Raw genomic sequence first — 22,766 nt, forward strand, 5'->3', positions numbered from 1 at the left:
CCGGGCCGGGTGATCGCCACGGCGGGACAGACCGGAATGGCGATTTCGGTAGGCTGGCGGGTATGACAACGCCAGCGGAACGCTATGCGGCCTTCCGTCAGAAACACGGGGACGACGGGGCCGCGCTGAGATCGTTCCGAGGTCTCTACGACTTCGAGCTGGACGACTTCCAGCTGGACGCCTGCCGCGCCCTGGAGGCCGGCGACGGCGTCCTGGTGGCGGCGCCCACGGGGTCGGGCAAGACGGTCGTCGGCGAGTTCGCCGTCCACCTGGCCCTGGAGCAGGGCCTCAAGTGCTTCTACACCACCCCCATCAAGGCGCTGTCCAACCAGAAGTACAACGACCTGGTCAAGCGGTACGGCACGGCCAAGGTCGGCCTGCTGACCGGCGACAACAGCGTCAACGGCGAGGCCCCCATCGTGGTGATGACCACCGAGGTGCTGCGCAACATGCTGTACGCGGGGTCGGCGACGCTGGCCGGGCTCGGGTTCGCGGTCATGGACGAGGTCCACTACCTCGCCGACCGCTTCCGCGGAGCGGTGTGGGAAGAGGTGATCATCCACCTGCCGGAGTCGGTCCGGCTGGTGGCGCTGTCGGCGACGGTCAGCAACGCCGAGGAGTTCGGCGAGTGGATGGGCGAGGTGCGCGGCGACACCACGGTGATCGTGGACGAGCACCGCCCGGTGCCGCTGTGGCAGCACATGATGGTGGGCAACCGCCTCTACGACATGTTCCTCAACGACGACCTGACGCTGCGCATCAACCCGACGCTGATGCGGGTGACGCGCGACGCCGAGCGGCTGATGGCCGGTCGCGGCAGGCGCGGCTACGGCAGGCCGCAGCGCTCGCGCCCGCCGGACCGGGTGCAGGTGATCGAGAAGCTCGACGCCGAGGGGCTGCTGCCGGCGATCACGTTCATCTTCTCCCGCGCCGGGTGCGACGCGGCCGTCCAGCAGTGCCTGTACGCCGGGATCCGGCTCACCTCCGACCGCGAGCGCCACGAGATCCGGCAACTGGTGGACGAGCGCACCGCGCACCTGCCGGACGAGGACCTGGCGGTGCTGGGGTTCCTCGACTGGCGTGACGGCCTGGAGCGGGGGCTGGCCGCCCATCACGCGGGCATGCTGCCGGCGTTCAAGGAGGTCGTGGAGGAGCTGTTCACGCGCGGGCTGGTCAAGGCGGTCTTCGCCACCGAGACGCTCGCCCTGGGCATCAACATGCCGGCCCGCAGCGTGGTGATCGAGAAGCTCGACAAGTGGAACGGCGAGACCCACGCCGACCTGACGCCCGGCGAGTACACCCAGCTCACCGGGCGGGCCGGGCGGCGGGGGATCGACGTCGAGGGCCACGCGGTGGTGCTGTGGCAGGTCGGCATGGACCCGCTGTCGGTGGCGGGCCTGGCCGGCACGCGCACCTACCCGCTGCGCTCCAGCTTCCAGCCCTCCTACAACATGGCGGTCAACCTCGTCGGCCAGTTCGGCCGGGAGCGGGCCAGGACGCTGCTGGAGGAGTCGTTCGCGCAGTTCCAGGCCGACCGGGCGGTCGTGGGTCTGGCCAAGCAGCTGCGCAAGCACGAGGAGGCCCTGGAGGGCTACCAGGAGGCGATGACGTGCCACCTGGGCGACTTCTCCGAGTACGCGGCGCTGCGCCGCCGGCTGTCCGACCGGGAGGCCGAGCTGGCCAAGCAGCGCGGCGCGGCGCGCCGGGCCGCCGCCGTCAAGTCGCTGGAGGCGCTGCAGCCGGGCGACGTCATCCGGGTGCCGGGCGGGCGCCGGGCCGGGCTGGCGATCGTGCTCGACCCGGGCCGCAACCCGCGCGGCCGGGCCGCCGGCACCGGGCCGACCCCGCTCGTGCTGACCATCGGCAAGCAGGTCAAGAAGCTCGACCCGGCCGACTTCCCCGTGCCGGTCGAGCCGCTGGAGAAGCTGCGCATCCCGAAGAACTTCAACGGCCGCTCGCCCAAGGAACGCGCCAACCTCGTCTCCACGCTGCTCGCCAAGATCGGCGACCGTGACCTGGGCAAGCCGGTCAGGGCGCGCGACCACATGGTGGAGGACGACGAGGTCAACGACCTGCGCCGGCGCATCAGACAGCACCCGTGCCACGGCTGCGACGAGCGGGAAGACCACGCCCGCTGGGCCGAGCGCTACTACAAGCTGCTGCGCGAGACGGAGGGGCTGCGCCGCCGCGTCGAGGGGCGCTCCCACGTCATCTCGCGGACGTTCGACCGCATCTGCTCGGTGCTGGAGCAGCTCGGCTACCTCGACGGCGAGGCCGTCACCGACGAGGGCCGCCGCCTGGGCCGCCTCTACACCGAGCTCGACCTGCTGACCGCCGAGTGCCTGCGCCAGGGCCTGTGGGAGGAGCTCGACCCGGCCGAGCTGGCGGCGTGCGTGTCGGCGCTGGTGTTCGAGTCGCGGGCCTCCGACGACACGCGCCGTCCCAAGGTGCCCGCCGGGAGCACCCGCGACGCGCTGACGGCGATGGTGCGGCTGTGGGGAGAGCTGGAGGGCATCGAGTCCGACCACGGGCTCGACACGATCAGGGAGCCCGATCTGGGGTTCGCCTGGGCGGCGTTCCGCTGGACGAAGGGGCACAGCCTCGACGCCGTGCTCATGGACGGCGTCAACGGCAACGAGCTGGCCGCCGGCGACTTCGTGCGGTGGATCAAGCAGCTGATGGACCTGCTCGGGCAGCTCGGCAACGCGGCCCCCGACGGCAGCGCCATCAAGCAGACGGCGGGCAAGGCGATCGACGCGATGCGGCGCGGCGTGGTGGCCTACTCCTCGCTGACGTGACGGCCACCGGCTGACGCGGCCGTCCTAGGATTCCTGGCGGCCGCCGGCGATCGTCAGCGCCAGGCCCGCCAGGCCGACCGCCGCGCTCGCGGCGGTCAGCGCCGTGCCGTCGAGCACCAGGTGCAGCAGGCCGAAACCGCGGTCGAAGACGTGCTCGGCGACGAGGCCGCCGAAGCCCTGGATCATGAGAAGTACGCCGATGAGAGCCATGCCCCCATGGTGGCGGCGGCGGGCGGCCGATCCATCGGACCAAAGTATCGGGTGACCTGCACCTTAGAACCAGTTCTCAGAAGCATCTTTGGTGGTCCTCTGACCTGGATCGGCGGTTGTGTTCGTTTACAAGTGATTTAACGCTTGCGCGCAATCGCCGTTGTCTTCTGGATTTGCCGGTCAAGTCTCTTTTAAATTGGCGAATTCTGCTGATTTGCCGCAATTCGAGTGCTAACGTGCGATTTGTGCAAGTCACCAAACGGGGGAGGAATCATGGCTAGCACACAGTTCATGCGTACCGACTTCCGGCACGGCTGGGGAGGCTGCCGCCGTCGTAGGCGCTGCTTCCGCCGCAGGTGGGCTTGCTGCCGCCGCCGGTGGTGGGGGTGCTAGGTGAGGGTGGTCGATGACACCCGCGAGAGCCGGCGGCACAGCCGCCGGCTCTCGTTGACCGTCTCCGGCCGCGAACTCGCGCCGGCGATTTCCATTCGCCGGACATTTCGCGAGTTCTGGCCGGACACTCGCGGATTGCGCCGCCTGTTCGCGGCCGGAGTCGTCTTCGCGATCCTGGCCGCGCTCTGCGAGGTCGCCGCGATCCGCCTGTTCGGCCACATCACCGACGAGGTGCTCGCCACCCGGCGGCTCGGCGCGTTCTGGGTGCCGGCGTCCGCCTGGCTCGGCCTCGCCGTGGTGGCCGGTGTGGCGTCCTTCGCGGCCACGTACGTGACCGCGCTGGGCGCCGAACGATTCCTGCTCGCCCTGCGCGACCGCGTGTACGCGCACCTGCAGACCCTCGCGCCGGACTTCTCGGAGAACCGGCGGCTCGGCGACCTGATGGCCCGGCTGACCGACGACATCGAGGCCATCGAGGAACTGGTCGGGTCCGGGCTGGTCAAGGCGCTCACCACCGCAGCCAGCGTGGTGTTCTTCGCCGGGGCGGCCTTCTTCATCCGCTGGGACCTCGCGCTCGTCACGATGGCGCTGGTCCCGCTGTTCCTGGTGATCTCCAAGGTGTTCGCGGCCAGGTTCAGGACCGCGGCGGCGCGGGAGCGGGCCAGCAACGGCGCCATGAACAGCGTCCTGGAGGAGGGGCTGGCCAACCAGCCACTTGTACAGGCCTACAACCGCCAGCCGGCCGAGTCGCGGCGACTGCACGGCGAGGGCAGCACGTGGCTGCGCGCCAACATGGCCCAGGCGTGGCTGTCCGGCCTGTACGGCCCCGCCGTCCAGGTGATCGAGACCGTCTGCCTGATCGTCATCCTCGGGTTCGGCGCGTGGGAGATCGCCGCCGGCCGGCTGACGCTGGGCGGCCTGCTGGCCTTCGCCGCGTACCTGGCACTGCTGTACCCGGCGGTGCAGGCCCTCGGCGAACTGGCGCTGACGGTGTCCGAGGCCGCCGCGGGCTCCGACCGGGTCATCGAGATCCTGCGGGCCAGGCCGGCCGTCACCGACGCCGCCGACGCCGTGCCCGCCGGCAGGAGCCGGGGCCTGGTCGCCTTCGACCGGGTCACGTTCGCGTACCCGGGCCGGGTTCGGCAGGCGCTGCGGGAGGTGACCTTCACCGCCTCGCCCGGCGAGGTGGTCGTCATCGCCGGGCCCAGCGGGGCCGGCAAGTCCACGCTGGTGAAGCTGCTGCTGCGGTTCTACGACCCGGACGCGGGCCGCATCCTGCTGGACGGCGCCGACCTGCGCGGCCTGACCCGGGAGTCGCTGCGCGAGAACGTCACGGTCCTGCACCAGGAGACGCTGCTGTTCTCGGGGTCGGTGCGCGACAACATCGCCTACGGAAGGCCCGGCGCCTCGATGGAGGAGATCATCCGGGCGTCTCAGACGGCGGGCCTGCACGACTTCGTCAAGTCGCTGCCTCAGGGGTACGACACGCCGGTCGGGCAGCGGGGCCGGCTGTTGTCCGGCGGGCAGCGCCAGCGCGTCGCGATCGCCAGGGCCGTCCTGCGGGACTCGCCGGTGCTGGTGCTCGACGAGCCCATGACCGGGCTGGACGACGCCACGGCCGCGCAGGTCATGGAGCCGCTGGGGCGGCTCATGGCCGGGCGGACCACACTGCTGATCACGCACGACCCGCGGCACATACCGGAGGGGGCGCGCGTGGTGGAGCTGTCGCCGGTGCCCCGCTCGGACCGCATCCGCCTCAAGCGCGTCGTACGCCCGCGCCCGCTCACCCGCTCCCGTGCCACGTGAGCCGGGGGCGGGCGAACCTCCCCGGCGGGTGGAGAAGGGCCGCACCAGACCACGGTGCGGCCCTTCTTGTCTCTTCGCTCACGCCGTCGGCCGGCCGCGTCGATGGCCTTCGAACACGGCCCTTACCGACATCGTGACCTCAGTTCTCGTTCCGGTTGATGTTCTCGTTGCGGTTGATGTTCGTGTTCTCGTTCCGGTTCCGGTTGATGTTCTCGTTCCGGTTGAGGTTCTCGTTCCGGTTCCGGTTGAGGTTCTCGTTGCCGATGCCTCGCCTGGCGCGGCACCGAGCGGGATGCCTGGTGTATCGGCACGGGATCTGGAAGGACGTGTCCGTGCTGGTCGACACGGCTACGGGAGTGGCGCTCGCGGGAGCGGCCGCGGCCACCGCGGGAACGGCCAGAGCAGAGGCCGCCATCGCACAGGCGGCGAAGAGGTTACGGGTCCTGATCATGTGCGATCACCTACTGCCCTTTCGGATTCCGGGGCGATATCCCGGACTCGGGGAGCGCCATATCAATCACAAGCAGAGATCGATATGGACTCGGGACAACTCTCAAGCTAGCCAGGCGGGCCGGGGGAGTCATCCGCCGCAGGCAAAAGTCTCGGCAGCCGGAAATTGCTCTGCAGGCGCCGGAAGAATGCGCGTCGGGCGTCCGGCCACTCAGCGTGACATCACTGATCTGCGCAGGTCACCATAGTGAAACGGCTTCCAGGCGGCCGATAGAGTTTTCCACCGGCGGGCCCGGACGAGAACCGCTCCGCGGGCCACGGTCCCGCTACGGGTAAAGCATCCGGGCCGCCGCCGGAATCGCCGGTGGAAAAGGCCCCGCGGGCGATATGGCGCCCTTCGCACGCCCCGGGCGGCTCGCCATGGTGATGCGCCGGTAGACCATGGGACCGTCCGCCGGTGATGGGCATGACCGCATCCACCGTCCGCCCTTTACCGTCGGGACGGAACTGACCGGGCGGTCAAGGTCGCGTTGTCGCACGCTCACACAACGTCACCTTCGGGGCAGTTTTTCAGGCGATCGTGGTGGAAATCCCGATGTCACAGACATCCTCGGACGCACCCGCCGAGGCCAGTCCCCTCGGATGACCGGCGTCCGGGCCGGCCCCGTTCGGAGGTAGCCCATGTTCGCCCTCATCGCCGCCCTGCTGTTCGTGCTCGCGCTCATCTTCGAGATCGCCGGCGTCGCCGTCGGCAGCGTGCTCACGGTCACCACGCTCGGCACCGCCGGGCTGCTCTGCGTCGCGCTGCACCTGATGGGTGTGGGCGCGGGATGGACCCCGCTGAAGAGGTGATGCCCGGCCGGCAAGCCGCGCGCGGGGGCGTCCGCGCGCGGCTTCGCCATGCTCGCCCTGGTCTCCCGCGCTCGCCCGGCTCCCTGTGCCCGCCCTGGCTCCCTGCGCCCGCCCTGGCTTCCGCGTCCGCGTTGGCTCCCTGAGATCGCCTGGCTTCCCGTGCTCGCTCAGCCGGCCGATGGCGTCAGGTCGCCGGTGCGAAGCGCACCTCGCGGGTGGCCGGGTCGGCGCGCGTCAGGCGTACCGTGACCTGCTCGCCCAGGACGAGCGGGCCGTCGCAGCGGGCGATCACCGCCGGGTCGGCCAGCTGCACCTGCCCGTCCCCGCGCCGCTCGTCCACGTCGATCACCACCGCCTCGAACGCCTGCCCGATCCGCTCCCGCAGCACGAACGCCTCCACCAGGTCCACGCACGCCCGCTCCGCCGCCCCGGCCCGCCGCCCCGTCGCCGCCATGATGCCGGGCAGGTCGGCGAGCGCCGCCCGCACGTCGTACGGCACCGGCTCCCCGGCCGCCACCGCGAGGCACACCTCCGTCGCGTACCGGTCGGCCAGGCGCCGCAGCGGCGCGGTGACGTGCGCGTACGGCGCGGCCACGGCGGCGTGCTCGGCCAGCCGGGGAGGCTCCCCGTCGAAGCCCACGTAGCCAGCGCCGCGCAGCAGCACCTTCGACTCGTGCAGGAACGCCGCCTGCCGCGCGACCTTCGGATCCAGGTCGTGCACCACGGCGCCGTAGGAGGCGCCGTCGGGCCACGGCACGTCCAGCGCCCGCGCCACCCGCCGCACCTTCGCCAGGTCGTCGGCGTGCGGGCGGGGCAGCACCCGCAGCAGGCCGATCTCGGCGTCGAGCATCATCGTGGCGGCGGCCATGCCGGTCAGCAGCGACAGCTGCGCGTTCCACGCCTCGGCGGGCAGCGGCAGGCGGAACTCCAGCCGGTAGCCGCCGTCCCCGGCGACCACCTCCTGCTCGGGCGTGGGCAGGGTGACGCCTCCGCGCTCGCGCTCGAGCGCCAGCCGCAGGCGGCCGATCTCGGCCAGCAGCCCCAGGACGCCGTCGGCGGTGCCCGTGTCGACCGCCGCCTGCACGTAGGCGTAGTCGAGGCGCTCGCGGCTGCGCACCATCGCGCGTCGCACGTCGGCACCGACCGTGCGGCCGTCGGCGTCGAGGTCGATCCGCCACACCGCGGCCGGCCGCAGCGCGCCGGGCAGCAGGCTGGCCGCGCCCTCCGACAGGACGCGGGGATGCAGCGGCACCGTGCCCGCCGGCAGGTAGACGGTCTCGCCCCTGGCGCGGGCCTCGGTGTCGATGACGCCGCCCGGCCTGACGAAGGCGCCGACGTCGGCGATCGCGTACCAGACGCGGTAGCCGGCGCGCAGCCGCTCCAGATGCACGGCCTGGTCGAGGTCCATCGAGCCGGGCGGGTCGATCGTGACGAACGGCACGTCGGACAGGTCCTCGGCGTCGAGCCGCGGCACCCGCGCCACCCACGTGGCCTCGTCGAGCACGGCGCGGGGGAAGCCGTCCGGCAGGCCGACCTCCCGCCTGACGCGCTCGAAACCGTCCTCCAGCTTCGGAGGTATCTGATCGGGAACCTGGATCACCACGCCTGACAACCTACCGGGGCGGGCGATCACCTCCGACCTGGCTCGGTCATCGAGGCGGACGCGCCGGTGACCTCGCCGGACGAGCGGGCACCCCGAGCGTCACGCCACCCCGCGAGGCGAGGCAGCCCTGCGGGAAGAGGCGGCTCTGCGGGGGAGGCTGTCCGGCGAGGCGAGGCTGCTCGGCGGGGTGAGGCTGCCCGGTGAGGTCGCCCGGCGGGGCGAGGCCGCCCGGCGATGGCGAGACCGCCTCGTCGTGGTGAGCCGGACAGGCAGCCGCCGAAGGTCCGGCCGGTTCGTGAGGGCGGCCTGAATTCGTCGCTCAGGGTGGGGCCGGTTCGCAAGAGTGACACGGATTGGCTCGTGCAGGTGAGGTCGCTTCGCGTGGCGGGGTGGGCCGCTGCTCGTGTCGGTGGGCCGGTTCGCGGGGGCGCGCTGGAGTCCCCGTGCAGGTGGGGCCGTCGCCGGGCCCTGTCCTCTCGCGAAGGTCAGGGATCGCTTATGACGGCGCGCTGGACAGGCCGCGCAGGATGAGGTCGCACAGGGCGGTGAAGTCGGCCTCGATGCCCGGGCGGCTCCAGTCGGCGGCGTGGGCGGGGTTGTGGAAGCGCGTGGAGGCGTCGAGCACGGCGCGGGCCGTGGCGGCCGGGTCGGGAGTGGTGAACTCGCCTGCCGCGAGACCCGCGTCCACGATCTGCCGGATCTGGGCGACCAGGTGGGCGATGTGCCGCTCGACGACCGTGCTCGACTCGTTGACCAGCGCGGTGTAGGTGGCGAAGAGTTCGGGGTCGCCGAGCGCCTTCTTGCGCTTGGCGCGGAACAGCGCGGCCAGCCATTCCCGCAACTGCGCGGGGGCAGGGGCGCCGGAGGCCAGGACGGCGTCCAGTTCGGCCTGCGACTCGTCCAGCCAGCGCTGGGTGACGGCCTCGCGCAGGGCCGCCTTGCTGGGGAAGTGCCGGTAGACGCTGCCGTGGCTGACGCCGAGCGCCCGCGCGACGTCGACGACCGTCGCCTTGGCGGGACCGTAGCGGCGCAGCACCTCCTGGGCCGCCGTGAGGATCTGGTCCGCCGTCAGGATGCCATCTGTCACCTTTCCCATTCTGTCAGCCGCCCCGAGTATGTGAGATACCGCGTTTCATATGCCGCCATGTCCCGATAAATGCGGCTAAAAACGATCAGTTTCACTACGCTGCTACCTCTGTCAGATACGAGGGGAAAGCAGACGACATCGTGTTGATCGCATTCGCGGCGGTGGGGGCCATCGTCGTGGGCGCCGTGCTCTGGTGGATCCGCCGGGACCAGGCCGCGGGTGAGAGTGGCGACCCGTTCGAGATGGATGTGGAGTTGGGGCTGGCACCGGAGCTGGAGCCGGCGTTCGTGGAGGGCTTACGGGCCTACCCGCTGCGGGCGGGGGTGCGGCGCGGGGTGCTCACGACGTACGAGCCGCCCCGGCTGGTCTCCCTGCACCTGCTGGCCGACGCCTTCGCGGCCAGGGGCGAGGCGGCGCTGCACGACCCGCAGGGGACGGTGGCCGCGCTGGTCGCGCAGCTGGCGGCGGCGGAGCGGCCGGGGGTGCTGCACCTGCGCGCGGACTGGCCGGACGGCGAGATGGAGCCGGCGCGCTTCGCCGAGGCGGTGCGCGAGGTGATCGGCGCGGAGGGCGCCTGGTCGGCCGACGAGGCGGTTGGAGCGTTGCAGCTGACCGTACGGGGGACCAACACGATGATGCTGGACCTGGCCCGGCTGTTCGACCTCTATCGGGAGGCCCGCGACAAGCGGTCTGACGCGTCGGTGCAGACGTTGCTGCACGAGGTGGCGCCGCGGATGATCGCCGCCGGTGGTCCCGGGCTCACGTGGACCAAGCCGCCCACCCGTGAGGACCTGCGCATCGTGCTCGGCGATGCTCCCGAGTCCGGGTAGCCGATCGAACACGAGATGCGGAATAAGCACACGTCGAGGCGGGTTCACCTACGCCTGTCACGAAAGTTTCAGGGCTCGTTGACAGTGGGAAAGCGCTTGCCTATGTTGTGGCCTGCTCGGCCACAGCGACGGCGACGGCGGCGAGGACCGCGGGCACCTGCGGGTGACCTACCACCACAACTGGTTCAACGGCACCAACCAGCGCCACCCGCGCGTGCGCTTCGGCAACCCGGTGCACGTCTACGACAACTACTACGACAACATCGGCAGCTACGGCGTGGCCTCCACCGAGGACGCGGGCGTGCTGGTCGAGGGCAACTACTTCGAGAACACCGAGGACCCGTTCCACCTCGGTGAGGGCAGCTCCGATCCGGCTCGCTGGTGGCGCGCAACAACTACTTCGTCAACTCGGGCAGCGACGAGACGGGCGGCAGCGTCTCCTCGATCCCGTACTCCTGCTCGCTGGACACCCCCTCCATCGTCTCGGGAGGCGCCGGCGCGGGCCGGATCTCCGTCTGAAGCCCTTCCCTCCTGAGGCCCCTCCGGCGTTCGCGCCGGAGGGCCTCCCCGTGATCCGGACAAGCGGCTCGTTCCGGTAGGTTCGCGTCGTACCGAGCAGCGCCTGCTTATGTGAGGAGCCCGACTTGTCACCCCTCATCCTTTCCGCCGCGGGGACCGCCCTCGTGCTCGACACCTCCGGGTCCGGACTGCCGAGGGTGCGCCACTTCGGTGCCGACCTCGGTGCCGCCGAGGGGGCCGGTCTGCTGCCCGCGCTGGCGTCCCTGACCCCCGCGCCGCCGCTGCTGCCCGCCCAGGGCGACAGCTGGTACGGCCGGCCGGGCCTGTCAGGGAACCGGGAAGGCGGGCACTGGCCGGTGCGGTGGACGCGCGACCGCGTGGACGCGCAGGCCGCGCCCGGCGAGGGCGGCACGGTGACCGTCGCCGCCTCCGACGCGCGGGCGGGGCTGGAGCTGGTGTGCGAGCTGGCCATGGACGCCGGTGGCCTGGTGACGATGCGGCACACGCTGACCAACGTCGCCGCCTCGCCGTACCGGGTGGAGGGGCTGGTCTGCGCGCTGCCGGTGCCGGCGCGCGCCGGCGAGCTACTGGACTTCACCGGGCGCTGGGCGCTGGAGAAGGTGCCGCAGCGCAGGGCGTTCGGGCAGGGCGTGTGGTCCAGGGAGAACCGGCGCGGCCGCACCGGGCATGACGCCACGGGGCTGCTGGTGGCGGGGACGCCGGGGTTCGGGTTCCGCGGCGGCGAGGTGTGGGCGGTGCATGCCGGCTGGAGCGGCGATCACCTGCACTACGCGGAGCGGCTGGCCGAGGGGCCGGCGCTGCTGGGGGCGGGGGAGCTGCTGGAGCCGGGCGAGGTCGTCCTGGCGCACGGGGAGAGCTACCGCACGCCGTGGGCGTACTTCACCTGGTCGGGCGGTGGCCTGGACGGGGCGAGCGCCCGCCTGCACGATCACCTGCGCGCGGCCCGGCCGCTGCCGGTCCGGCCGGTCACGCTGAACAACTGGGAGGCCACCTACTTCGACCACGGCCTCGACCGGCTGCTGGAGCTGGCCGACCGGGCGGCGGCGGCCGGGATCGAGCGGTTCGTGCTGGACGACGGCTGGTTCCGCCACCGCCGCCACGACCGGGCCGGCCTCGGTGACTGGTACGTCGACGAGGGCGTGTGGCCCGACGGCCTGCACCCTCTCGCCGAGCACGTGCGCAAGCTCGGCATGCAGTTCGGCCTGTGGTTCGAGCCCGAGATGGTCAACCCCGACTCCGACCTGCTGCGCGCGCACCCCGACTGGATCCTCGGCCGGGCCGAGCGGATGCCTCCGCCGCAGCGCACCCAGCAGGTGCTCGACCTGGCGCGGCCGGAGGCGTACGCGTACCTGCTGGAGCGGCTGGACAGCCTGGTCGGCGAGTACGCCCTCGACTACATCAAGTGGGACCACAACCGCGACATCGCCGAGCCGGTGCACGACGGGGTGCCGGGGGTGCACGCGCAGACGCTGGCCACGTACCGGCTGCTGGACGAGCTGCGCGCCCGCCACCCGCGCCTGGAGATCGAGTCGTGCTCCTCGGGCGGCGCGCGCGTCGACCACGGCATCCTGGCCCGCACCGACCGGGTGTGGACCTCCGACAGCAACGACGCGCTCGACCGGCAGGCCATCCAGCGCTGGACCGGCCTGCTGGTGCCGCCGGAGCGGATGGGCAGCCACGTCGGCGCGCCGCACGACCACGTCACCGGGCGGTCGCTGCCGCTGGCCTTCCGCGCCGCGACGGCGCTGTTCGGCCACATGGGCGTGGAGTGGGACCTGACCTCGGCGAGCGAGGAGGAGCTGGCGGAGCTGGCCGAGTGGGTGGCGCTGCACAAGCGGCTGCGGCCGGTCCTGCACGCGGGGCGGGTGGTGCGCGCCGACCATCCGGACCCGTCGGCGCTGCTGCACGGCGTGGTGCTGCCGGAGCGGGCGGTGTTCGCGCTGGCGCAGCTCACCTCGCGGGTGGCGATCGGGGCCGCTCCGCTGCGGCTGCCCGGTCTCGACCCGGCCGGCGTGTACGAGGTGCGCGTGGCGGGGCCGCTCCCCAGGGCCGCGCACCTGCCGGAGTGGACCGGCGGGCCGGTGCGGCTGAGCGGGGCGGTGCTGGGCGAGCTGGGCCTGCCGTCCCCGGCGCTGCGGCCGGAGACGGCGCTCGTCTTCGAGCTGGAACGGGTGTAAAGGCGCGTCAGCCGGCGGCCACAGGGCCGAGCGGGCCGCCGGCGGGCCGCGTCAGCCGGTGGCCTGCTCGGCCCAGCGTTCCAGGCCGCCGGCGTCGATGGGCAGGGCGTCCGACAGGACCTCCGCGCCGGACTCGGTGACCAGCAGGTCGTCCTCGATCCGCACGCCGAGCCCGCGCAGCTCGGGCGGGACCGTGCGGTCGTGGGCGTGGAAGTACAGCCCCGGCTCGACGGTCAGCACCATCGCGGGCTCCATGACGGCCCCGTGGTAGGCCTCGGGGCGGGACCGGGCGCAGTCGTGCACGTCCAGGCCGAGGTGGTGGCCGATGCCGCAGATGAGGTAGCGGCGGTGCTGCTGGCCCTGGTCCGACAGGGCCTCGTCCACCGAGACGGGCAGCAGGCCCCAGTCGTCCAGGCCGCGCGCGATGACCTCCATGGCGGCGTGGTGGAAGTCGGTGAAGCGGTGGCCGGGGCCGACCTGCGCCATGCCGGCCCGGTGCGCCTTCTCCACCAGGTCGTGCACCTGCCGCTGGGCGGGGGAGAAGGCGCCGGCGATGGGGAAGGTGCGGGTGACGTCGGCGGTGTAGTGGCTGCGGACCTCCACGCCCATGTCGAGCAGCAGCAGCTCACCGGGCACGACGGGGCCGTCGCAGCGCACCCAGTGCAGGGTGGGGGCGTGCGGGCCGCCGCCGACGATGGTGGCGTAGCCGGGGCCGTTGCCGTACGTCCTGGCGTGGCGGTCGAAGGTGCCCTGCAGCCAGCGCTCGCCCGGCCCCTTGACCGCGGCGGGCACCTCGGCGAGCACCGCGGCGAAGCCCTCGACGGTGCGGTCCACGGCCTCGCGCAGCTGGCCGATCTCCCACGCGTCCTTGACCATGCGCAGCTCGGCCAGCACCCGCGGCAGCTCCTCCACCGGCTCGCCGGGGTCGGTGAACTCGCTCAGCGGCCGTACCTCGACCCCGCCGAGCGCCGCCGACCACTCGGCCAGTGACGGGGACGGGCCCACCCACAGCTCCCCGTAGGCGGCGTCGGAGAAGAAGCCGGGGTCGCCGGGCCGGGCGGGCGGCGGCAGGTACACGGTGGCGTCGCCGCCTGAGATGACGGCCACGGCGTTCTCGGCGGCGCAGCCGGTCAGCCAGTAGAAGTCGCTGTCGACGCGGAAGTCGTAGGCGGTGTCGTTGCTGCGTACCGGCGCCCGGCCGGCCTTGACCACCACGGTCCTGCCGGGCAGCGCGGCGGCCAGGCGCTCGCGGTGGGCGGCCGCCGCCTCGGCCGCGCCGGGCACCAGGTCCGGCGTGCGGGCGGGGGAGTCCCAGCCCTGGGCGATGTAGTCGACGAACGCGGGCACTTCGGACAGTTTGGGGGGTCTGCCCTCACTCACCGGTGATTCCTCCTCCTGTGTCGCGCACGAGGGCGGTCAGCCGGTCGAAGACGCGCTCCTCGCCGATGCCGTCGTGCTCGTATTCGTTGGTGACCCAGGCCTGGGCGTTGCCGACCCTGGACGCGGTGTCCAGCTGCAGCCCTGAGTCGACGTACATGTCGTCGAAGTAGACGGCCGCCGCGACCGGCACCTCGTTGGCCGCCAGGCGGTCCAGGTCGTACAGCGCGGGCCAGTCGGCGCGTTCGGCGAGGAGTTCGACGGCGCCGCGGAAGGGGCGAAGCGCCCGGATCTCCTCGAACATCCACGGATACATCATCTCGCCGGTGAACAGCAGCGGCCTGGCGTCCTCGGCGAAGGCCGGGTGCCGGGCGAGCTCCCGTTCGGCGGCCCACGCGGTCGCGCCGGGCCCGGAGCCGTAGATGCTCTCCTGCAGCGCCGCGAACAGCGGGTTGTCGGCGTAGGAGGAGCGGGCCAGCACCTGGTGCAGGAACGTCTCGGACACTTCGCCGCGCCGGTCCGGCCTCCCATCCGGCAGGGCCTCGTCCAGCAGCCAGTGCATGCGCTCGTAGCCGGGCTTCATGCCGAAGTCGATGCCCAGCGTGCGCAGCCGCCGCACGGTGAGCACGTCGCCGTCGGGCAGCAGCACATCACCGCCGGCCAGCCGGTCGGCCAGCCGCGCGACCGTCTCCACGTGGTGGGGGTAGCGGCGGTAGAACGCGGCGTTCTTGGCCGCCACCCGGGGATAGGTGCGCCGGTAGACCTCGGCGGCGTCGGGGTCGAGGGACGGCAGGCCGCCCGCGACGTAGCAGGCGCTCAGCCCTTCGGGCGCCTTCGACAGGTACGTCAGCGTCAGGAAGCCGCCGTAGCTCTGCCCGAGCGTGGACCAGCGCCGCCCGCCGAAGACGGTCTTCCGCAGGTGCTCGGCGTCGGCCACGATCGAGTCCGCGCGGAAGCGGGCCAGGTAGTCGGCGCCCTCCTGGGGGTCGAGCGCGCTCATCACCCGCCCGTCGATGCGCGAGCTGCGGCCCGTGCCGCGCTGGTCGAGCAGGATCACCCGGTACGTCTCCAGCGCCCTGCCGAGCCAGCCCGACGTGCCGACCGGTCGGGGCCCCTTGCCGCCGGGGCCGCCCTGCAGGAACAGCAGGCACGGCAGGTCCTCGCGGTCGCGCTCGGGCGCCACCAGCTCCCTGGCGAACACCCTGATCGTGGCCTCGGGGTCGGACCAGTCGAGCGGCACCTCCACGACGTGGTCGCGCACCCGCATCCCGGGGATCGTGTAAGTGGCGGTGATCACTGCTTCTCCCTCCTGCGGCGGTCCCACTCCGGGTCGATGCGCGGGATGGCCGCCAGCAGCGTACGCGTGTACTCGTGCCGGGGGTCGCCGAAGACCTGCCCGGTGTCGCCCAGCTCGACGATCCTGCCCTTGCTCATGACCGCGACCCGCTGGGCGATCTGGCGGACGACGGCCAGGTCGTGGGCGATGAACAGGTAGCTGAAGCCGCTCTCGCGCTGCAGCCGCCTCAGCAGCTCCAGCACCTGGGCCTGCACCGACACGTCCAGCGCGGAGACGGCCTCGTCGCAGATGACGAGCTTGGGGTTGACGGCCAGGGCGCGGGCGATGCCGATGCGCTGCGCCTGTCCGCCGGAGAACTGCGCCGGGTAGCGCAGCGAGTGGTCGGGGTTCAGCCCGACGCGTTCCATCAGCTCCTTGGCGTGCGCCCGGCGGCTGCCGTTGGGCGCGATGCCCTGGTAGGCCAGCGGCGCCATGAGGATGCGCTCGACGGTGTGGCGGGGGTTGAGCGAGGAGAACGGGTCCTGGAAGACGACCTGGACGTCGGCGCGGAAGCGGGCCAGCGCCGCGCCCTTGGCGTGGGTGACGTCCTCGCCGTCGAACTCCAGGGTGCCCTCGCTCGGGTCCAGCAGCTTGGCGATCATGCGGGCGGTCGTCGACTTGCCGCTGCCGGACTCGCCGACCAGGGCCAGGGTCTCGCCGAGCCGTACGTCGAAGCTGACCCGGTCGACCGCCGTGAACTCGGCCCTGGCCCGCAGCGGGCCGCGCGAGACGAACCGCTTGGTCAGGTCCTTGGCGCGCAACAGGGTCATGCCCTCACCCCATCGTCCAGTGCGTCGTCGATGCGCGGGATGCTCTCCAGCAGCATGCGGGTGTAGTCGTGGCGCGGCTCGGCGAACACCTGCTCGGCGCTGCCGTACTCGACCTGCTCGCCCTGGCGCATCACCAGCACGCGGGTGGCGATCGAGCTGATCACGGCCAGGTCGTGCGTGATGAACACCATGCCCATGCCGCTCTCCTCCCGCAGGCCGGCCAGCAGCTTGAGGATCTGCGCCTGCACGGTCACGTCCAGGGCCGTGGTCGGCTCGTCCGCGAACAGCAGCGCGGGCGAGCACACCAGCGCCATCGCGATCATGATGCGCTGCCGCTGCCCGCCGGAGAACTGGTGGGGGTAGAAGTCCACCCGCCGCTCCGGCTCGGGCAGGCCCACCTGCCGCAGCGCGTCGATCGCGACCGTCCTGGCCGCGCGGCGCGAGCCGCCGCGATGCGCCCGGTACATCTCCTCGATCTGCAGCCCGACGGTGTAGTACGGGTTCAGCGACGACAGCGGATCCTGGAAGATCATCGACATCCGGGCGCCGCGCAGCCGCCGCAGCTCCCGGTCCGGGCGGCCGAGCAGCTCCACGCCGTCCAGCCGCACGCTGCCGCTGGTCCTGGCGCCCTTGGGCAGCAGCCCCATGACGGCCAGGCTGGTCATGGACTTGCCGGACCCCGACTCGCCGACGATGCCGACCGTCTCGTCCCGTCCGACGGTGAAGGACACGCCCTTGACCACGTCCACGAGGCCGCGCGTGGTGGGGAAGGTGACGGTGAGGTCCTCCACGACAAGCAGGTCGCTCATTGGGCCGTGATCCTCACTCTCGGGTCCAGCCTCGTGTAGACGAGGTCCACCACCAGGTTGCCGATCACCACGAAGAACGCCGCCAGCAGCGTCACCGCCATGATCACCGGCTGGTCGTTCTTGGCGATCGAGTCGGCGGCCATCTTGCCGACGCCGTTCAGCCCGAACACCGTCTCGGTGATCAGCGCGCCGCCCAGCAGCGCGGCGAAGTCCATGCCGAAGATCGTGGCGATCGGGGTCAGCGCCGGGCGCAGGGCGTGCCGGCGCATGGTCAGCGCCGGGCTCAGCCCCTTGGACCGGGCCGTGCGCATGAAGTTCTCGGCCAGCGTGTCGATCACGTTGGCCCGGGTGAGCCGTGCGTACAGGCAGGCGTAGCCGGTGGCCAGCACGAGCCAGGGCATCAGGTACGACTCGAACCACACGACCGGGTCGTCGCCGAAGGCCACCGCCTGCGGGAACGGCAGCACCTGCAGCTGCACGACCAGCACGTACTGCAGGGCCAGCGCCAGCACGTAGTTGGGGATGCTGGAGCCGCCCAGCGCGAGCCCCATCGCGGTGCGGTCCCACCAGGTGCCCTCCTTGACCGCGCTGAGCAGGCCCGCCACGATGCCGATGAGCAGCCACAGCACCGCCGCGCCGATCGCGACGGTGGCGCTGACCGGCAGCCGCTCCACCACCATGTCCCAGACGGACTGGCCGGTCTGGAAGCTGTAGCCCAGGCAGGGGCCCGCGCAGTGCACCAGGTTCGCGCCCTGGCCGTAGTCGCGCCCGGCGAAGATGCCGAACAGGAAGCCGAAGAACTGCCCCACGAACGGCTCGTCCAGCCCCAGCACGGAGTGGATCTGGTCGATGCGCTCGGGGGTGCACGTCTTCCCGCAGATCATCACCGCGGGGTCGGGCTGGAGCGCGAAGAAGATGATGAACGTGAACAGGCACACCAGGAAGAGGATCAGCACCATCCCGGCGAGCCGCCCGGCCACATACCGCGCCATCAGGAGGCCTCCCCGGCGTCGAACGCGGCCCGCAGCCGGTCGCCGAGGACCGTCAGGGACAGCACGGTCAGGAACAGGAAGGCGCCGGGGATGGCGAAGTACATCGGGTCGACGGCGTACCAGCCGACCGAGCCGGCGATCATCTGACCCCACGACGGTGTCGGCGGGGTCACGCCGACGCCGAGGAACGACAGGCCCGCCTCGGTGCCGACGTACCCGGGCACGGCGAGGGTGACCATGACGATCAGCGAGCTGCGCAGGTTGGGCAGGATCTCCTTGAACACCAGCGCGCCCGTGGAGGCGCCCGACGCGCGGGCGGCCTCCACGAACTCCCGGTTGACCAGCGTCATCGTCTGCCCGCGCACCACCCGCGCCAGGTACGGCCAGCCGAACACGCTGATCACCACGACCAGCAGCACCGACCGGTTGCCCTGCGGCAGCGACGACAGGATCGCGATCATGAAGATGAGCGCGGGGAAGGCCATGAGGAAGTCCATGACCCGGCAGATCACCTGGTCCACCCAGCCCTGGTAGAACCCGGCCAGCATGCCCAGCACCACGCCCAGCAGGGTCGTCAGCGCCGTGGCCGAGGCCGCGATCAGCAGCGAGACGCGGGCGCCGTGGGCGATGCGGGCGAGGATGTCGCGGCCGTTCTGCGGCTCGACGCCCAGCAGGTGCTCGGCGCTGATCCCGCCCAGCGACCCGCGCGGGATGCCGCCCAGGTCGGTGTCGATCGCGGCCGTGTCGAAGTCGTTCGGCCCGTGGCCGGTGATCGCGCTGATCAGCGGCGCGAAGACGGCCAGCAGCACGATCAGCGCGAGGAACGCGGTGCTCAGCACGGCGCCCCGGTCACGCAGCAGCGCGTGCGTGACCCGCCGGCCCGACGTGGCAGGGGAGAGAGCGGCGACCGTCATCTACTTCGTCGGCTTCGCCAGGCCGACCGAGATGAGGTCGATGCCGCCGGAGAACGAGTTGGACTGGTAGGCGCCCGCGATGTTCGAGCCGACGAGCAGGATGAGCTTCTCGTAGGCCAGCGGCACGACCGGCGCCAGCTTCATGATCTCCTTGTCCAGCTCGCCATAGGCGGCGTTGGCCTCGTTGACGTCGGTCATCGCGGCGATCTCGTCGATGCGCCGGTTGATCGCCTTGTCGTTGAGCTGGGCGAGGTTCTGGTTGCCCTTGGCGGTGATGTTGCGGCCGTCGAACAGCGGCGGCAGGAACGTCGCGCCGGAGGCCCAGTCGGGGCACCAGCCGGTGACGGCGGCGTCGTGCTGCTGCGCCGGCGTGCCGATGACCTCGTAGAACGTCGAGGTGTCGATGTTGTTGATCTTGACGTCGATGTTCACCTGCTTGAGCGCGTCCTGGATCGCCACCGCCACCGCCGCCATCTTCGGGTCCGGGCGCGTGTCGAGCGTCAGGGAGAACCCGTCCGCCTTGCCCGCCTCGGCCAGCAGCTTCTTGGCCTGCTCGACGTTGTACGGGTACGGGTCGTAGTCCACCCGGCCCGCCACCGTGGGCGGCTGGATCGAGGTGCCCTTGGCGGCCAGGGAGCCGCCGCCCATGCCCGCGACCACGGTGTCCTTGTTGATCGCGTAGTTGACGGCCTGGCGCACCCGCACGTCGTCCAGCGGCTTCTTGGTGGTGTTCAGGCTCATGTACGTGGTGCAGCCGTTGAGCCCGGACAGCGTGCGCTGCTTGATCTGCGGCTGCTGTACCCGCGCCACGGTCGCCGCCTGGATCGACAGGCCGATGGCGTCGGCGTCGGCGCCCTGCCCGGCCAGCAGGCGCTCGTCGATCGTGGCCGGGTCCAGGCCGAACGTCCACTCGAACGCGTCCGGCTTGGCCGCGCGCACGCTGTCGGTCTCGCGCTTCCACTGCTGGTTGCGCACCAGCTTCAGCGAGGCTCCGCGCTGGTAGCTCTCCACCTTGTACGGCCCGCTCGCGATCGGCTTGGTGTCGAACGCCGCGCCCGCGCCCGTGCCCTTGGGGAAGGGCGTGAAGTTGGCCAGCGCCAGCGCGCTCGGGAAGTCGGCGAACGGCTTCTTCAGGTGGATGACGACCGTCTTGTCGTCGGGGGTCTCGATGGTCTTCAGCTCGCCGTCCAGGTAGGGGCCCTGGTAGCCCTTGGGCGCGTCCAGCAGCAGCTTGCCGTACGGCGAGCCGATCCCGGCCTCCGGGTCGAACGCGCGCGCGAAGCCGAACTTGACGGCCTCGCTGGTGATCGGCGTGCCGTCCTCGAAGAACAGGTTGTCCTTGAGGGTGAACGTCCAGGTCTTGCCACCGTCGGACGGCGTGCCCGTGTCGGTGGCCAGGTCGGGCACGATCTTCGTCCCCTCCTCGCCGGGACCCGCGCCGAACATCGTCAGGCCCCGGTAGATGAGCCGGTAGAAGTTGTTGACGCCGCCGTCGAAGCCGCGCACCGGGTCCAGATGGGAGAAGTCCGCCTTGGTCAGGAAGTGCACGGTCCCGCCCGTCGCGGCGGGCGCGCCGGGCCCGCTCGACGCGCCCGTGCCCGCTCCCGGGCCGGTGGCGCCGCCGCCCCCGCCGCACGCGGTCAGCGCCAGCGCGGCCGTCATGGTGACGCTCGCGAGCGCCGCCGATCTCCTCATGTCGCCTTCTTTCCATTGGTGCAGGGGGTCCTGACCCAGACCCGCATGGCTTGGGGGCCGCGGTTGCCCCACAGGAAGTACGGGACGAAGGCCGCCGTGACCCTCGTCCCCGGGAGCGCCTCGCCGAGGGGGAGCCCGGGATCGAGCCCGGGATCGAGCTCGGGGTAGAGCTCGGCGGGGGGAGCGGGCGCCGCCTCCGCCTCCACGCGCAGCACGACCGCGCCGTCCCGCCGCTCCACGCCGGCGCCGCGGGCGTCGCGGACCCCGACCACCAGGTCGTCGACCGCCGCCTGCGGGCTGTCGTGCTGTTCGACGCAGTACACCAGCGGGCCGCGGGCCAGGCTGAGCGAGCCCCTGGTGGCGTCAAGATGAGGGTGCGAGCCGTGCGCCCTGACCGGCATGGGCAGGCCGAGGCGCACCTCGTCGCCCGGTGCCCAGCTGCGATGCAGGCGGGCCCAGCCGCCGGACACCGGTGCGTCGAAGGGCTCGCCGTTGACGGTGATCGCCGCGTCCCCGGCCCAGCCGGGGATCCGCAGCACCAGCTCGTACGGCTCGTCCGGGGCCCGCTCGACGGTGACGCGCACGTCGCCGTCCCACGGGTAGGCGGTGTCCATCGCCAGCGCCATCGCGGCCGTCTCGATCCTGGCCTGCGCGTACGTGGCGATCAGCACGGCGCCGTCCCGCTCCGCCGCCACGTGGTCGGCGAGCTGGGCCATCCACCGCACCACGTTCGGCGGGCAGCACGGGCAGACGAACCAGGCGCGGCGCAGCGGCTCGCCGTCCGGCTCCGCGCCGCTGCGCTGGTCGTGGTCGGGACGGCGCTGGAGCGGGTTGTCGTAGAAGAACGCCCGGCCGTCCCGCGAGACGCCCACGGCGTAGGCGTTGTAGAGCACCCGCTCGAACACGTCGAGGTATTTCGCGCCACCGGTCCCCAGGAACATCCGCCAGGCCCACTGCATGACGGCGATGGCCGCGCAGGTCTCGCTGTAGGCGCGCTCGGACGGCAGCTCGTAGCGGTCGCCGATCGCCTCGTCGGAGTGCCGGCTGCCCAGGCCGCCCGTGACGTACAGCTTGGTCGCCACCATGTCGTCCCACAGCCGCTCCAGCGCGGCCAGCAGCGACGGATCCCCGGTCTCCAGGTGCACGTCGGCCGCGCCGGCCGCCAGGTACGCCATGCGCACGGCGTGCCCGGTCACCGACGGCAGCTCGCGGAAGGGCACGTGGTCCTGGAAGTAGGAGCCGCCGAAGATGCGGTGCTCCATCTGGCCCGTGCCCCGGCGGTCGACGAAGGCCGCCGCCATGGCCAGGTAGCGGCTCTCGCCGGTCTCCCTGAACAGCTCGACCAGCGCCATCTCCACCTCGGGGTGCCCGCAGATCCCCCGGTCGCGGAACCGCTCCAGCACCAGGTCGGCGAAGCGCACCGCCACGCGCAGCAGCCGCTCGTCGCCCATCCGCCGCCTGGCCGCGACGGCGGCCTGGATGAGGTGGCCCAGGTTGTACAGCTCGTGCCCCCATGTCAGGTCCTCCCACGGCTTCTTGGCCGCGGACGGGTCCTGGAAGAAGGAGTTGAGGTAGCCGTCGGGAGCCTGGACCTGTTCGAGCAGGGTGACGACCTCGTCGAAGAACTCCCGGCCGGCGGGGTCGCCGTCGCCCAGCTCGTACGCCAGGCCCTCCAGGGTCTTGTACAGATCGGTGTCCAGGAACGGATACCGCCCCCGGTAGGGGGCGGGATCGTCCTGGAGGAGGCGGCGCAGGTTGTCGAGGTTGCCCGCCGCGCGGAGCCGTTCGATCGTGTGCGGGATCGTGGCCGTGCGGTTGCGATGCTGCCAGTGGTGGAGCAGACCGCCCGTGATCCGCACTCCCGCCACCGGCCGCACAGCCCCTGACGCGGTGCTTACGGCTCCTGCCAGGGGCTTGACCTGCTTAGACGTCATGAACCATCCCAGTAATGTGTGGCATTGTACTGAACCTTAGGGGCCCCGGCGGCTTGTTGCCAAGGGGGTGTCGATGAGGTGTCGGCGAACGTAACAGGACCGAAACCATCCATCGCGGGCCTCGGATGACGCTTGCGCGATCATGGGTGCGCGCCCCTCGTTTCCCGTTGTGGGGCCCGGATTCGCGAGGAGG

Annotated in this window: 18 protein-coding genes and 1 pseudogene; 7 read left to right on the forward strand and 12 right to left on the reverse strand. The window is 71.9% G+C overall.

Going from position 1 to position 22,766, the window contains the following annotated elements:
• Positions 1 to 62 precede the first annotated feature (62 nt).
• Entirely contained in the window at positions 63 to 2,798 is a 2,736-nt protein-coding gene (locus FH608_RS12785) for a DEAD/DEAH box helicase (RefSeq protein WP_139630680.1), read from the forward strand.
• Positions 2,799 to 2,822: 24 nt separating this feature from the next.
• On the opposite strand, the gene FH608_RS12790 is transcribed toward FH608_RS12785, so the two are convergent.
• Positions 2,823 to 3,008 carry a hypothetical protein gene (locus tag FH608_RS12790; protein WP_139630681.1) on the reverse strand — a complete coding sequence of 62 codons (186 nt, stop codon included), beginning with the start codon at positions 3,006 to 3,008 and terminating at the stop codon, positions 2,823 to 2,825.
• 528 nt (positions 3,009 to 3,536) lie between these two features.
• On the opposite strand from FH608_RS12790, the gene FH608_RS12795 reads away from it, so the two are divergent.
• Positions 3,537 to 5,207 carry an ABC transporter ATP-binding protein gene (locus tag FH608_RS12795; RefSeq protein WP_226899398.1) on the forward strand — a complete coding sequence of 557 codons (1,671 nt, stop codon included), beginning with the start codon at positions 3,537 to 3,539 and terminating at the stop codon, positions 5,205 to 5,207.
• A gap of 139 nt (positions 5,208 to 5,346) precedes the next feature.
• Here FH608_RS12795 and FH608_RS12800 read toward each other — a convergent pair whose 3' ends face one another.
• Positions 5,347 to 5,658: a hypothetical protein gene (locus FH608_RS12800; RefSeq protein ID WP_139630683.1), complete on the reverse strand. Its 312-nt coding sequence runs from the start codon at positions 5,656 to 5,658 to the stop codon at positions 5,347 to 5,349.
• A gap of 680 nt (positions 5,659 to 6,338) precedes the next feature.
• On the opposite strand from FH608_RS12800, the gene FH608_RS51420 reads away from it, so the two are divergent.
• Positions 6,339 to 6,509, forward strand: a complete 171-nt coding sequence (locus tag FH608_RS51420) for a hypothetical protein (RefSeq protein WP_193318377.1) — start codon at positions 6,339 to 6,341, stop codon at positions 6,507 to 6,509.
• 184 nt (positions 6,510 to 6,693) lie between these two features.
• On the opposite strand, the gene FH608_RS12805 is transcribed toward FH608_RS51420, so the two are convergent.
• Both FH608_RS12805 and FH608_RS12810 read right to left on the reverse strand, forming a co-directional pair.
• Positions 6,694 to 8,112: an RNB domain-containing ribonuclease gene (locus FH608_RS12805; RefSeq protein ID WP_226899400.1), complete on the reverse strand. Its 1,419-nt coding sequence runs from the start codon at positions 8,110 to 8,112 to the stop codon at positions 6,694 to 6,696.
• A 496-nt stretch (positions 8,113 to 8,608) separates the two neighbouring features.
• The gene (locus FH608_RS12810; RefSeq protein WP_226899402.1) at positions 8,609 to 9,199 is read right to left on the reverse strand and encodes a TetR family transcriptional regulator; all 591 of its coding nucleotides are present in this window, start codon (positions 9,197 to 9,199) and stop codon (positions 8,609 to 8,611) included.
• Positions 9,200 to 9,339: 140 nt separating this feature from the next.
• Between FH608_RS12810 and FH608_RS12815 the strand changes: the two genes are divergently transcribed.
• The 4 genes and pseudogenes from FH608_RS12815 to FH608_RS12825 all read left to right on the forward strand — a co-directional run bounded on the left by FH608_RS12815 (position 9,340) and on the right by FH608_RS12825 (position 12,746).
• Positions 9,340 to 10,029 (forward strand): hypothetical protein, encoded by a 690-nt coding sequence (locus tag FH608_RS12815; protein ID WP_139630685.1) that lies wholly within the window; start codon positions 9,340 to 9,342, stop codon positions 10,027 to 10,029.
• 163 nt (positions 10,030 to 10,192) lie between these two features.
• Positions 10,193 to 10,294 (forward strand): annotated as a pseudogene (locus tag FH608_RS53790) (pectate lyase family protein); the annotation flags it as partial.
• Positions 10,295 to 10,410: 116 nt separating this feature from the next.
• The gene (locus FH608_RS52620; protein WP_226899404.1) at positions 10,411 to 10,548 is read left to right on the forward strand and encodes a hypothetical protein; all 138 of its coding nucleotides are present in this window, start codon (positions 10,411 to 10,413) and stop codon (positions 10,546 to 10,548) included.
• A 125-nt stretch (positions 10,549 to 10,673) separates the two neighbouring features.
• The gene (locus tag FH608_RS12825) at positions 10,674 to 12,746 is read left to right on the forward strand and encodes an alpha-galactosidase (RefSeq protein ID WP_139630686.1); all 2,073 of its coding nucleotides are present in this window, start codon (positions 10,674 to 10,676) and stop codon (positions 12,744 to 12,746) included.
• A 51-nt stretch (positions 12,747 to 12,797) separates the two neighbouring features.
• On the opposite strand, the gene FH608_RS12830 is transcribed toward FH608_RS12825, so the two are convergent.
• From FH608_RS12830 to FH608_RS12865, 8 genes are read right to left on the reverse strand one after another with little or no spacing between them, the layout of a single operon-like run.
• Positions 12,798 to 14,126 (reverse strand): aminopeptidase P family protein, encoded by a 1,329-nt coding sequence (locus FH608_RS12830; RefSeq protein WP_139630687.1) that lies wholly within the window; start codon positions 14,124 to 14,126, stop codon positions 12,798 to 12,800.
• A complete protein-coding gene (locus tag FH608_RS12835; protein WP_139630688.1) occupies positions 14,119 to 15,420 on the reverse strand; it encodes an alpha/beta fold hydrolase in 1,302 nt (433 codons plus the stop codon). Before FH608_RS12835 ends, FH608_RS12830 begins: the two co-directional genes overlap by 8 nt.
• Positions 15,417 to 16,229, reverse strand: a complete 813-nt coding sequence (locus FH608_RS12840) for an ATP-binding cassette domain-containing protein (protein ID WP_139630689.1) — start codon at positions 16,227 to 16,229, stop codon at positions 15,417 to 15,419. The genes FH608_RS12835 and FH608_RS12840 overlap by 4 nt, the downstream gene beginning before the upstream one ends.
• Positions 16,226 to 17,038 carry an ABC transporter ATP-binding protein gene (locus tag FH608_RS12845; RefSeq protein WP_139630690.1) on the reverse strand — a complete coding sequence of 271 codons (813 nt, stop codon included), beginning with the start codon at positions 17,036 to 17,038 and terminating at the stop codon, positions 16,226 to 16,228. Before FH608_RS12845 ends, FH608_RS12840 begins: the two co-directional genes overlap by 4 nt.
• Positions 17,035 to 18,030 (reverse strand): ABC transporter permease, encoded by a 996-nt coding sequence (locus FH608_RS12850; RefSeq protein WP_139630691.1) that lies wholly within the window; start codon positions 18,028 to 18,030, stop codon positions 17,035 to 17,037. The genes FH608_RS12845 and FH608_RS12850 overlap by 4 nt, the downstream gene beginning before the upstream one ends.
• Complete coding sequence (locus FH608_RS12855) at positions 18,030 to 18,944, reverse strand: ABC transporter permease (protein WP_139630692.1); 915 nt, start codon at positions 18,942 to 18,944, stop codon at positions 18,030 to 18,032. The genes FH608_RS12850 and FH608_RS12855 overlap by 1 nt, the downstream gene beginning before the upstream one ends.
• The gene (locus tag FH608_RS12860; RefSeq protein WP_139630693.1) at positions 18,945 to 20,639 is read right to left on the reverse strand and encodes an ABC transporter substrate-binding protein; all 1,695 of its coding nucleotides are present in this window, start codon (positions 20,637 to 20,639) and stop codon (positions 18,945 to 18,947) included.
• Positions 20,636 to 22,573, reverse strand: a complete 1,938-nt coding sequence (locus FH608_RS12865; RefSeq protein ID WP_139630694.1) for a glycoside hydrolase family 127 protein — start codon at positions 22,571 to 22,573, stop codon at positions 20,636 to 20,638. The genes FH608_RS12860 and FH608_RS12865 overlap by 4 nt, the downstream gene beginning before the upstream one ends.
• Positions 22,574 to 22,766 lie beyond the last annotated feature (193 nt).

It is taken from the genome of Nonomuraea phyllanthi, assembly GCF_006334985.2.
GTDB classification, from domain to species: domain Bacteria; phylum Actinomycetota; class Actinomycetes; order Streptosporangiales; family Streptosporangiaceae; genus Nonomuraea; species Nonomuraea phyllanthi.